The organism is Undibacterium sp. Dicai25W (assembly GCF_049340505.1).
Lineage (GTDB): Bacteria > Pseudomonadota > Gammaproteobacteria > Burkholderiales > Burkholderiaceae_D > Undibacterium > Undibacterium jejuense.
The window spans coordinates 583,138-595,394 of sequence record NZ_JBMPOQ010000001.1 but is presented as its reverse complement, the minus strand read 5'-3'; the positions used below and the strand labels follow the sequence as shown (position 1 = coordinate 595,394).

The following is a 12,257-nucleotide window of genomic DNA, read 5'->3' as shown; positions in this document are numbered from 1 at the left end:
GCGTAATGCAACTTCCGACGGAAGTTGCATGAGTGCATAAAGCGGCGATGTTTATATCGATATCGCCGCAGATACTGACCATTAAACCATGAGTAAACGTTACCTCCGCAGCATACGTCTGCTCTCCGAATGTATGCAACTTTTTGAACAGGCATCCAACCGAAATGTGCGTCAGTTCGGTTGCACACCAGCGCAATTCGACATCATCGCAACACTAGGCAATACCCCAGGAATGACTTGCAAAGAACTGGGCGAAAAAACCTTAATCACCAAAGGCACACTAACTGGCGTACTCGATCGCATGGAGCAAAAAGGCCTGGTTCAGCGTGAACGCGGGGATGGGGATAGGCGTCAATTATTTGTTAAACTAACGCCGCAAGGTGAGGCGACTTTCAGTGAAATCTTCCCTAAAGTTGTCCATGCTGGCGAACAACGGTTTTCAGGCTACACCGATTCCGACTATTGCGACCTGGAACAAGCGCTCAGTAAATTAAAAAAACATTTGAATGAAAATTAATTGCCCGATAAAAAACCTCAGCTTCAAGGTTTAAAAACTAGCAGTTGATGTCGGTGCGAAGCATTTTTCAGCTTCATCAGCAATGCGATAAAGTATCTTAGAAGTCAGCGCTGAAAAATAAGCTGCGTTCTCGTTTTCATATTTTAAAAGTAATCTGCAGCAGATAGAATCAGTCCAGTACCAACCTGATTGACGCTCTTTAAGTGAAGGATGTTTGCTGAGTGATGCAGGAATGGGTAAATCCAGTGCCTTGGCATCGCCCCAAAAGTAGGCCGCAGAGTTGCTAAGTGTATAGGGTTTATTTAATAAATGAGCCGTTAGCCTATCGTACAACAAAGTAAAGTCGACAAATTCTATACCCCCAGTTGACATCGATTGGGCTTCAAGCTGCACCCAGCAGTGATAAAACTTCATTTCAGCGAGATTACGGGCGTTACGACGCTCGGTACGAGTCGGGGTAATCAGTACATATTGCTCATCACCGCAATCCATAATTTGCCCACCACCAACAGCCTTATATGGTGCGTTTGTCAAAATTTTTAATACCCTTGCCCCGACAATTGCAAACTCAGCACATTTACCGAATGCACCTCTTTTCACGCTGGCATAATTGTCTTCCATAACGTCAAAAATGACCGTATAAATAATGTCTCGCCATGCTTGCGGCACAGGAAATTCGATTACGCTGGAATGATGAGGTGTAGTGCTTAGCATTTTCACTAGTAAGCAAAAGGAAAATTTAAAAACCGCGTGATAACGTAAAGTAACATAATATTACAGAAATAACCAAAATTTACATCTCTATTTAGAACAACAGGATTTTATTAAAAAATTTGAAAGATTTTATTCTATCCGTGAAATCATTTTCTGGTTCAATTTTTTCCCATAAATATGCTTCAGCAAATAACTGGCGACAGCAGAGGACGAAAAAAATGGCCAGAAAACCTGGCCATTTTTTTATTTAACGCGATAAACCGCACATAACTTATTCCCATCCGGATCTCGAACATAGGCCAGATACATTGCTCCCATGCTTCCCTCACGCAGACCTGGCGGGTCTTCACAGGTTCGACCACCATGAGCAATCGCCGTATCATGAAATTTTTGCACCTGTTCAGCCGAGGTGCATTTGAAACCTATTGTGCCGCCATTGGCAAACGTTGCAACCTCTCCATTGATAGGCTCAGTAATGCCAAAACTGTTGCCATCGTGTCGATAGAAGAGTCTGGTGTAACCCGACGGAGAAATATTGCGAAATCCCTCACCGGCCCCCAGAACTCCCAGCACAGCATCGTAAAATAATTTTGAGCTTTCGATATTATTTGAACCTAGCATCACGTGACTAAACATGTTTTCTCCTTATTGATTTTGCGCCTAGATTTACATCGCTGAATGATAATACAAAATCAACTGGACCCAGGCTAAGTACGTCTGATGATAAATCGAATCCATCATTGAAACGCAAGTGTCTATTCCAGTCCATTCATCGCAGTGATCCTAGTCATCATCGCTGGTTCACCATCATCGTTTGGATAAATGCGCTGCAACAACGCAAAGTATGCGGCGCTACTTGTACTATTTAAATGATTGATATTACTATGATAACAACATGAAAAAGTTTCTTGGCCTCGTATCCATTCGGCAGCTTGACGGTAGGCGCTCCCCAGTTTAATACCTTGTGGGGTTTGCCAAACGCTATACACGGCAACACCTACGGCGGGCTTCACGAGCCACAAACTTCTACAAACGAGCAAAAGAGCCTAAAATAAAAAAAGCCAGCAAGCTGGCTTTTCTAATTGATGAACGATTAAACGACAGCGCCGTCTGTCTCGTCTTTTTCTTTTACTGGCTTGATCAAATCTTCACGTTTAACACCGAGCCACATCGCAATCGCAGCCGCCACGAATACCGATGAGTAAATACCGAAGCAGATACCAATCGTCAATGCGACAGCAAAGTAGTGCAAAGTCGGGCCGCCGATCAACAACATCGACAACACCATCATCTGTGTACAGCCATGCGTGATCACTGTACGTGAAATGGTACTAGTGATGGCATTATCGATGACTTCTTCGACCGTCATCTTGCGCTGCTTACGGAAGTTTTCGCGGATACGATCGAAAATAACCACGGATTCATTGACCGAGTAGCCCAGTACCGCTAACACTGCTGCCAATACCGACAAGTTAAATTCCCACTGGAAAAACGCGAAGAAACCAAGAATGATGACCACGTCATGCAAGTTAGCGAAAATCGCTGCTACCGCAAATTTCCATTCAAAACGAATCGCCAGATAAATCACAACGCCAATGACCACAAACAACAGAGCCATCAGGCCATCGTGCATTAACTCGTCACCCACTTGTGAACCAACTTGTTCCGTACGTTGCAACTTCACATCTGGGTCAGCGGCCTGCAAAGCAGTGAACACTTTTTTCGCTTGATCGTCTGCCGAAATTTCTTTCGGTGACGGCAAACGAATCACCACGTCCTGTGCTTTACCAAAGGTTTGCACCGGCACATCAACAAAACCCAAGGACTCTACCGTTTTACGCACAGAATCAACGTCAGCGGCTTTGGAGTACGATACTTCCATTACCGTACCGCCGGTAAATTCGACAGATAAATGCAAGCCTCTGTGCAGCAAGAAAAACACGGCAGCAACAAACGTTAAAGCAGAAATGACATTGAAAATCAGCGCATGGCGCATGAAAGGAATGTCTTTTTTAATGCGGAATAATTCCATAATGAATTCCTGAATTCTTATCTAGACTTACGATTGTTTAGTAACGTCAGTTGTATCGACTGTATCACCAGTTGGTTTCCAGATCTGACCGATAGACAGCGAAGTCAGTTTCTTTTGGCGACCGTACCAGAGATTCACCACACCGCGCGACACGAACACGGAAGAGAAAATCGACGTCAGAATACCCAGGCAATGCACCACAGCAAACCCTTTGATCGGACCGGAACCAAAAATCAACAAGGCCAGACCAACGATGAAAGTAGTCACATTGGAATCAAGAATGGTTGCCCATGCGTGTCCAAAACCTTCTTCAATCGCTTTTTGTGGTGATTTTCCGCCACGTAATTCCTCACGGATACGTTCGTTAATCAAGACGTTGGCATCAATCGCCATACCCAGAGCCAAAGCAATCGCGGCAATACCAGGCAATGTCAGTGTTGCTTGCAACAGGGACAAAGTAGCGACCAGCAATAACAAGTTGACCGACAATGCCAGAACACTGAATGCGCCGAACAACATGTAATACACGACCATGAAGATGGAGATTGCAGCGAAACCATACAAAGTTGAATTGCGGCCTTGCTTGATGTTTTCCACACCCAATTGAGGTCCGATGGTACGCTCTTCGATGATTTCCATTGGTGCGGCCAACGAGCCTGCACGCAACAACAAGGCCAGATCAGCCGAGGCTGAAGCTGTACCCATACCAGTAATAATAAAACGTGAACCGAGCTCCGCATTGATGGTTGGGGCGATTAACACTTCGCCTTTACCTTTTTCAAACAACACGATCGCCATACGTTTGCCGATGCGATTGCGGGTAGCTTCGCGCATTTTGCGGCCACCATCGCCGTTCATATCTACCGACACGGCTGGTTGTTGACGTTCATCGAAGCTCGCAGAAGCGCCAGTAATGTAATCACCAGTCGCTACTGGGTCTTTGTTCAAAATCAACCATTCGCCACGGTTAGATTTGAATAATTCAGCGCCAAAAGGCACTGGCGTGTTGGTATCCACTGGACCAATCACACTATCGTCCAACAAACGCACTTCCAACGTTGCAGTACGACCAATAATTTCTTTGGCGCGAGCAACATCCTGAACACCAGGCAATTGCACAACGATACGATCTGGACCTTGTTGCTGAATAATCGGCTCTGCGACGCCCAATTCGTTAACACGCTTAGACAAGGCAGAAATATTTTGTTTCACACCTTCAGTAACAACAGCTTTCAGTGCCTCTGGTTTCAAGCTCGCTTGCAGATTAAATTCAGTCGCATCAGTGCCCACAACGTCAACAAAATTCACATCCGTTAATTGCGTTACCAAAGCGGCCTTTGCTGCCGTACGTGTTTCAGCGTCACGGAATTTAATCCCGATCACATCACCTTCGCGGCTAATGCCAGCATGATGGATTTCTTTATCACGCAAAATCGCGCGGACACTCGATTGCAAGCCTTGTATACGTTTGTTCAACACGGCTTTAGTATCAACTTGCATCAAGAAATGCACACCGCCGCGCAAATCCAGACCCAGATACATAGGTAAAGCGTTCAGGCTTTGCATCCACTTTGGTGTATTCGACAGCAGATTGAAAGCAACCGTATAAGTAGGATCGGTCGGGTCTGTATTCAGGGCCTTTTCAATCACGTCCTTGGCTTTAAACTGGGTATCAGTATCCGCGAAACGCGCGCGCACTGTTCCTTGTAAACCATTGAAATCATAAAAAATGCCGTTGTCTTTGAGACCAGCCTGTTGCAAGGCCTGTTCAACACGGTCTGACAAACTGTTATCAATTTTAACTGTCGATTTCGCGCTACTGATTTGTACGGCCGGTGATTCGCCGAAAAAATTCGGGGCCGTGTATAAACCGCCAAAAACCAGCGCGATCAAAATCAACAGATACTTCCAGAGTGGGTAGCGATTCATAATAAAAAAAGAAGTGGAAGCTAAAAAGCACAACGCAGTCCAAGACTTAATGGACTGCGTTGCCGGTGTTTGCTAATTAAATCGCTTTGATGGTGCCTTTAGGCAACAACATCGTCACAGCAATTTTTTGCACGACGATTTCAGTGCCTTCAGACACTTCCAAGGTCACGTAGGCTTCAGTCACTTTGACTACTTTGCCCAGAATGCCGCCAGAAGTGATGACTTCATCATTCTTCGCCAACGCATCCATCATGGCTTTTTGTTCTTTCTGACGTTTCATTTGTGGGCGTAACATCAAGAAGTACAACACCACAAACATCAACACCAATGGCAAGAAACTCATCAAGCCACCATCGCCACCAAATACACCACCAGCACCTGCGGACTGCGCGTAAGCGTTAGAAATAAACACGTTAAGACTCCATTCGTTATAAGAGACAGCAGCCCATCAAAACAAGCCGCTTTCGTTGCAATTACCCATATATCGTGACAGATGGGTAATTTTCAATTGGCAAAGCGCCACATTCTAGCATTGGCACGCAAAAATACCGCTTTTTCGTGCGCTTTACTGTGTTTTGCTAGCAAAACTTCATCATCTCATTCATTTTTTTGATGATTTTTGGCGTTGCCATAGCAAAACCGTACCAGATTTGCAGTCAATTTCAGGCAACGTTCATTGTTTCTAGCGCCAACTCAGCCGTGTTCAATGCACCTTCGACAAACCCCTGATAATCAGAATACGCTTCACCAACAATATGAATGTTTTTAGCCCCAGATCCAAAATCAAAGGCTTTAAATACGTCCATCACCTTCCATGAACGTACGCCTGGCTGCCAACCGTGATTGGCAGCGCCATACGGTGCACGTGCCCAATCGCGGATGCCATAGGTAATCACAGAGTTTTTAATAAACGCCGCGGTTTCTTCCAGACTCTTTTCTTCAAACATGTGCCGTGCTTGCTCTGTCAGGCTCAAACCAGAACGATTAATATCAATCAAGCGTTTCACATCGCGAGCGACAAACAAAGAGAAGGCTTCTACGATTTTGGCATTTTGATCAATTTCTGCGCGATCGTGCTTATCGCCCTCAACCACGTAATGCTTCCAGAACTCGGTCGAAGGACGATCCATGTATAACAAAACCATGCCGTGCCCGTCTTTGTCTTTATTCTCTGGGCGGCGGAAATAATGAATCTCTCGGGTTGGCAAGCAGCTCGCATACTGCTGCGGCTTTTGCGAATAATCCCACCACGGCGCATCGGTGACGAAGAACAACTTCAGCATCGGGAAGCCATTCACGGAATCGAGCTGGCTCGCCACGTGCTCTGGCAAGGAAGATGCCAATTTAACCAATGGCAAGCGCGGCAACGCCAAAATCAGGCGGTCAGTTTGTAACTGGATCACGCCATTTTTGGTATTGATTTCCAGCTCCAGACGCGGCTGCCCCATCGCCACTTGTTTGAAGCTTTTCAAGGTATGGCCACCAGCCAGTGTGACATTACTTGATGCGCGCAATTTGACCATGATGCTATCGGTCAACTTGGCACTGCCCCCATCAATCGTTGCCAGTTCCTGACCTATCGTTTTCAAGGCACGCAACCACCAGATGATCCATTCAATTGCATTCAGATTTTCTGGCAGCATGTGATAAAAGGTGCCGGTATCACGCAATTTGGTCAGCGCCAGATGCGACAACACGCCTTGTGCCGACATCGCGTTCCAGAAACCCATACTCCATAAAGGCTGGCCATTCAACTGCGCGTGTTTGCGCATACGCTGGTAATCCGCTTCCGTTTGCTTATCGATCCAGGCCTGATCATCGGGTGATTGCCCCATGATTAACATGATGCCGCGTTTAAGCAATTGCAATGAATTGAGTCCTAGTTCTTCATCCGGCAAATCATAGGTTGGAGCATTGACCTCTTCCCCTACCGGGCCACTAAAATCAATCAGCTTCACGCCCAGATCACGGCATAAACCAGCAAAGCGTGGTTGCAGCGTCGGTTCAAAGCGCATTGGGCCCCATTCAGCGGTAAAGCCATCCAGGTCTTCGGTCTCGATGCGACCACCCCAACGATCCGCAGAGCCTTCCAACACCACCACTTGCTGACCGGACTCAGCGAGCCGCCAGGCGCAATACAAACCGGCAATACCGCCACCCGCGATCACCACAGGATGAAAATTCATGTTGTCTCCTTTTTATTTTTAGGTCTATGCGGCGAGCGTTGATCTCAGCCACAGAGCTATCAGCAATGCAGAAAATCTGTCAGACGCGATTTTACCCTCGGAGAGCGGCAAAAAGCCGTGAATCACCGACTATATTTGAAAAACTCATATCGTTATGACAAACGTAAAAAAGGGCCGCAGCGCGACCCTTTTTGGACTGCATCAATTCAATTTGATGCTTTGAATCTTCAGGTAAATTTATATACCCCGACCACGATCAGCATGGAATTGCTGCACAAATTCCGGGAAACGCTCATCGTCCAGCGCTTTACGAATGTTTTTCATCAAATCCAGGTAGTAATGCAAATTGTGTATCGTGTTCAAACGCGCACCCAGGATTTCGCCAGTACGGTGTAAATGATGCAAATACGCACGTGAAAAATTTTTGCAGGTGTAGCATTCGCAAGTCGCATCCAAAGGTTCTTTATCTTCTTTGTAACGCGCATTTTTGATTTTCACATCGCCAAAACGAGTAAAGATCCAACCATTACGCGCATTGCGAGTTGGCATCACGCAATCGAACATGTCGATACCATTCGCCACGCCTGCGACCAGATCTTCTGGTGTACCAACGCCCATCAGGTAATGCGGCTTGTTTTCTGGCAATTTAGGGCCGGTATGCGCCAGAATGCGCATCATGTCTTCTTTTGGCTCACCCACCGACAAACCGCCAATGGCAATCCCATGGAAGCCTAATTCATTCAAACCCGCTAGCGATTCATCGCGCAGGTTTTCAAACATGCCACCTTGCACGATACCGAACAAGGCATTCGGATTTTCATTCGCATTAAATTCATCAATCGAACGCTTGGCCCAACGCAAAGACATGCGCATGGATTTGCCCGCTTCTTCTGTCGTCGCCGGACGGCCATCGATTTCATACGGTGTGCATTCGTCAAACTGCATGACGATGTCAGAATTCAAAGCGCGTTGAATTTGCATCGAAATTTCTGGCGACAAAAACAAACGTTCGCCACTGATCGGTGAAGAAAATTTCACGCCTTCTTCGGTAATCTTGCGCATGGCTCCCAGCGAAAATACCTGAAATCCACCCGAATCCGTGAGAATAGGCTTATCCCAGCCCATGAAATCATGCAGGCCGCCGAATTTGTTGAGCACACTCAGACCAGGACGCAACCATAGATGGAAGGTATTGCCGAGAATAATATGCGCATCAATCTCTTTTAATTCCAAGGGTGACATCGCTTTGACCGAGCCATACGTACCCACTGGCATAAAAATCGGCGTTTCGATTTCACCATGATTGACTTTGACGCGACCACGACGAGCTGCGGTGGTTTTGTCTTTTTTAATCAGTGTAAATTCCAGCATATTCTTTCCTTGTGCCCTACTATGTCGTGGGCACGCTAAATGATTCGTTTTTTCTAATCCGACTTATTCGTTCGCTGCAGCTTGATCACCTGAGGTGTTGTTCAGTAACATTGCGTCGCCATAACTGAAGAAACGGTATTGTTGTGCAATTGCATGAGCATAAGCAGCCTTGATGCTATCGTAACCTGCAAACGCCGATACCAGCATCATCAACGTTGATTTTGGTAAGTGGAAATTCGTGATTAAACGATCCACAGTTTTAAATACATAACCTGGTGTAATAAACAATTGGGTGTCATCACTACCGGCTTCTAACTGACCCGATTGCGATGCTGACTCCAGCGCCCGCATACTGGTTGTACCAACCGCAACGACCTTCCCACCGCGGGCCTTGGCGGCGCGAACAGCATCCACAGTTTCTTGCGGCACTGTGTACCACTCGCTGTGCATGACGTGTTCGTTCAGGTTTTCTACACGCACGGGCTGAAAAGTACCAGCACCGACGTGCAAAGTCACATAAGCAAGCTGCACACCTTTAGCCTGACAAGCTTGCAACAAGTTTTGATCAAAGTGCAAACCAGCGGTTGGCGCTGCGACAGCACCCGGTACGCGGTTATACACGGTTTGATAACGCTGCTCGTCAAACTCGTCAGCATCATGCTCGATATACGGTGGCAACGGCAGACGTCCGTACTGTTCTAGCAAATCGAAAATATCCGACGGGAAAAACAGCGTAAAAAACTCACCTTCACGCTCACCTACGACAACATCAAACGCATCTGCCAGACGAATTTTACTACCCGGCAAAGGCGCTTTGGAGGCACGCATCTGAACCAGAACACTGCGATTTTCTTCTGTATTGGACAAAACACGTTCGACCAACATCTGTACTTTGCCGCCGGATTCTTTCACACCAAAAAATCGTGCTTTGAGAACCCGCGTATCATTAAACACCAGGACATCACCGGCATTCAATTGCTCGATTAAATCAGAAAAATGACGGTCTACGAGTTGCTCATGGTCGACATGCAATAAGCGTGAAGCAGTTCGGTCTGGCAAAGGTATTTGCGCGATCAAGGCTTCTGGCAAATCAAAATCAAAGTCACTAAGAGTATATTTCATGCTCGGAAAACCAAAAAAGGTCAAAAAGGTGAAAACAAAATGCTGGACACTGTATAAAAAATCAGTAGAATAGTTTGCGGTATGCTATGCTTTTGCGAATATAAGAAAAGAAACGCAGTAACTCTGCCACTGTCCCCATTATAGAAACAAAAAATCAGCCAAATTTTTTAAACGACGCGAACAGCCAAACCCACCATTTTACACCCATGGCAGCTGAAGCCCCAAATCCCATCGCCGCAGCCCCTGAAATCATCAATAAATCAGATGATACGCAAAGCAATGGTCGATCCTCAGCAAAAAAAGCCGTAAAAAAGCCTGCAGCCAGTAGCACCGTCAAAGCCAGTGACAAACTAGCAAAATTAGGCTTGCGTAAAGACATGGATTTTGCCTTGCATCTGCCAATGCGCTATGAGGATGAAACCAGCATCACCAGCATGCACGATGCCTCATTGCGTGGTGGCAGCACAGCACAAGTTGAAGGTGTCGTTACCGAATCGGATGTGCAATATCGCCCGCGTCGACAACTAGTTGTTACCATTTCTGATGATAGCGGCCAAATAGTGCTGCGTTTTTTAAATTTTTACGGCAGTCAACTCAAACAATTGGCAGTCGGTGTGCGTGTCCGCGCACGGGGCGAATTAAAGCATGGTTTCTTCGGTGCAGAAATGGTGCATCCGACGTACAAAATCGTCAATGAGGGAGCGCCATTAGCGACGGCATTAACGCCGGTGTATCCTTCCGGCGAGGGCGTACCCCAAGCACTATTGCGCAAAGCCATTGCCAACGCCCTAAGCCGCATGCATTGGCGCGACACCTTATCACCAGCACGATTGGCGGCACTGGGATTGCCAGGCATCGAAGAAAGCGTGCGCATACTGCACAACCCGCCGCCAGACATCGATCAATACAGCCTCATAGAACACGAACATCCAGCCTGGCAACGCGTCAAATTTGACGAATTATTGGCGCAACAATTATCGCTCAAGCGCGCGCAAATCACACGCCGTAGCAAAGGTGCGAATGCCTTACCGGTGGTCGGTGAACTGAGCAATGCATTCTTACTCAATTTGCCGTTTTCACTAACGGGCGCCCAAGAAAAAGTGCTAGCTGAAATTCGGCATGATTTGCGTGCCAGTTATCCTATGCAACGCTTATTACAAGGCGATGTCGGTAGCGGTAAAACCATCGTCGCTGCGCTCGCTGCAGCACAAGCGATAGATAATGGCTATCAGGCTGCGCTCATGGCACCGACCGAGATTTTGGCGGAACAACATTTCCGCAAAATCGCCGCCTGGCTAGAACCTTTGGGCGTCAAGACTGCATGGCTGACTGGTAGTCTGAAGAAAAAAGAAAAAGACGCCGCCAATGCCTTAATCAGTTCTGGCGAAGCGCAACTGGTCATCGGCACCCATGCGCTGATTCAAGATACGGTGCAGTTTAAAAAATTGGGATTAGTGATCGTCGACGAGCAGCATCGTTTTGGTGTCAGCCAACGTTTAAATCTGGCGAACAAAGCTGAGCAAGGCAAAGTCCCGCATCAACTGATGATGTCAGCCACACCAATTCCTCGCACGCTGGCGATGACCTATTTTGCTGATCTGGAAGTCTCTGTGATTGACGAGCTGCCGCCCGGTCGTACACCGATCGTTACGCGTGTGATTGATCAGAATCGTCGCGATGAAGTCATCGCTCGTGTGCACGCAGCCGCCCAGGAAGGCAAGCAAGTGTATTGGGTGTGCCCGCTGATCGAAGAATCTGAAACCTTGCAATTACAAACCGCCACCGACACCCGCTTGATGCTTGCCACCGCGCTACCGGGCATCAACGTAGGGTTGGTACATGGTCGCTTAAAGCCGGCAGAAAAACAGCAGGTTATGGATGATTTTATTCACAATCGCAGTCAAGTGTTGGTCGCAACCACGGTGATTGAGGTGGGCGTTGACGTACCCAATGCGAGTCTGATGGTGATTGAACACGCGGAACGCTTTGGTCTGTCGCAGTTGCATCAATTACGTGGTCGTGTAGGTCGCGGCGCAGCTGCCAGCGTCTGCCTGCTGCTGTATCAAGGCCCGCTCGGTGGCACTGCAAAACAACGGCTTGCAACCATGCGTGAAAGTAATGATGGCTTTGAAATCGCGCGTAAAGATTTGGAGCTACGCGGCCCTGGTGAATTCCTCGGTGCGCGGCAATCTGGTGAAGCCATGTTACGTTTCGCGAATCTTGAAACCGATCAATGGTTGGTAGAAAAAGCACGTAATTTGGCCGATGATTTATTGAAAAACGATCCGGTAACGGTCGCTGCACATCTGGAACGTTGGCTGGGAAATCGCGAAGAGTTTTTGCGGGTTTAACCCTACATCAAAAGTATAAATCTTCACAATTCCCC

General features: G+C 47.1%; 11 protein-coding genes. 2 read left to right on the top strand and 9 right to left on the bottom strand.

Features of this window, described 5'->3' with window-relative positions; all coding sequences use genetic code 11:
* Positions 1–88: 88 nt before the first annotated feature.
* Positions 89–517: a MarR family winged helix-turn-helix transcriptional regulator gene (locus tag ACO0KY_RS02805; RefSeq protein WP_186910993.1), complete on the top strand. Its 429-nt coding sequence runs from the start codon at positions 89–91 to the stop codon at positions 515–517.
* A gap of 30 nt (positions 518–547) precedes the next feature.
* Here ACO0KY_RS02805 and ACO0KY_RS02800 read toward each other — a convergent pair whose 3' ends face one another.
* The 9 genes from ACO0KY_RS02800 to queA form a co-directional block, all read right to left on the bottom strand.
* Positions 548–1,231 (bottom strand): hypothetical protein, encoded by a 684-nt coding sequence (locus tag ACO0KY_RS02800; protein ID WP_423044013.1) that lies wholly within the window; start codon positions 1,229–1,231, stop codon positions 548–550.
* Between the two features lie 243 nt (positions 1,232–1,474).
* Positions 1,475–1,867 (bottom strand): VOC family protein, encoded by a 393-nt coding sequence (locus ACO0KY_RS02795; protein WP_186910995.1) that lies wholly within the window; start codon positions 1,865–1,867, stop codon positions 1,475–1,477.
* Between the two features lie 119 nt (positions 1,868–1,986).
* Positions 1,987–2,244 carry a hypothetical protein gene (locus ACO0KY_RS02790; protein ID WP_423044011.1) on the bottom strand — a complete coding sequence of 86 codons (258 nt, stop codon included), beginning with the start codon at positions 2,242–2,244 and terminating at the stop codon, positions 1,987–1,989.
* 80 nt (positions 2,245–2,324) lie between these two features.
* Positions 2,325–3,263, bottom strand: coding sequence for a protein translocase subunit SecF (secF, locus tag ACO0KY_RS02785; RefSeq protein WP_423044009.1), 939 nt, complete (start codon positions 3,261–3,263; stop codon positions 2,325–2,327).
* Positions 3,264–3,290: 27 nt separating this feature from the next.
* Positions 3,291–5,192 carry a protein translocase subunit SecD gene (secD, locus tag ACO0KY_RS02780; protein ID WP_423044007.1) on the bottom strand — a complete coding sequence of 634 codons (1,902 nt, stop codon included), beginning with the start codon at positions 5,190–5,192 and terminating at the stop codon, positions 3,291–3,293.
* A gap of 76 nt (positions 5,193–5,268) precedes the next feature.
* Positions 5,269–5,604, bottom strand: a complete 336-nt coding sequence (yajC, locus tag ACO0KY_RS02775) for a preprotein translocase subunit YajC (protein ID WP_186910999.1) — start codon at positions 5,602–5,604, stop codon at positions 5,269–5,271.
* A 250-nt stretch (positions 5,605–5,854) separates the two neighbouring features.
* Entirely contained in the window at positions 5,855–7,378 is a 1,524-nt protein-coding gene (locus tag ACO0KY_RS02770) for a flavin monoamine oxidase family protein (RefSeq protein WP_423044005.1), read from the bottom strand.
* A 237-nt stretch (positions 7,379–7,615) separates the two neighbouring features.
* The gene (gene tgt, locus ACO0KY_RS02765) at positions 7,616–8,749 is read right to left on the bottom strand and encodes a tRNA guanosine(34) transglycosylase Tgt (RefSeq protein WP_423023414.1); all 1,134 of its coding nucleotides are present in this window, start codon (positions 8,747–8,749) and stop codon (positions 7,616–7,618) included.
* 63 nt (positions 8,750–8,812) lie between these two features.
* Positions 8,813–9,871 (bottom strand): tRNA preQ1(34) S-adenosylmethionine ribosyltransferase-isomerase QueA, encoded by a 1,059-nt coding sequence (gene queA, locus ACO0KY_RS02760; RefSeq protein ID WP_423044003.1) that lies wholly within the window; start codon positions 9,869–9,871, stop codon positions 8,813–8,815.
* A 206-nt stretch (positions 9,872–10,077) separates the two neighbouring features.
* Between queA and recG the strand changes: the two genes are divergently transcribed.
* Positions 10,078–12,222, top strand: coding sequence for an ATP-dependent DNA helicase RecG (recG, locus tag ACO0KY_RS02755; protein WP_423044001.1), 2,145 nt, complete (start codon positions 10,078–10,080; stop codon positions 12,220–12,222).
* The last annotated feature ends 35 nt before the right edge of the window (positions 12,223–12,257 follow it).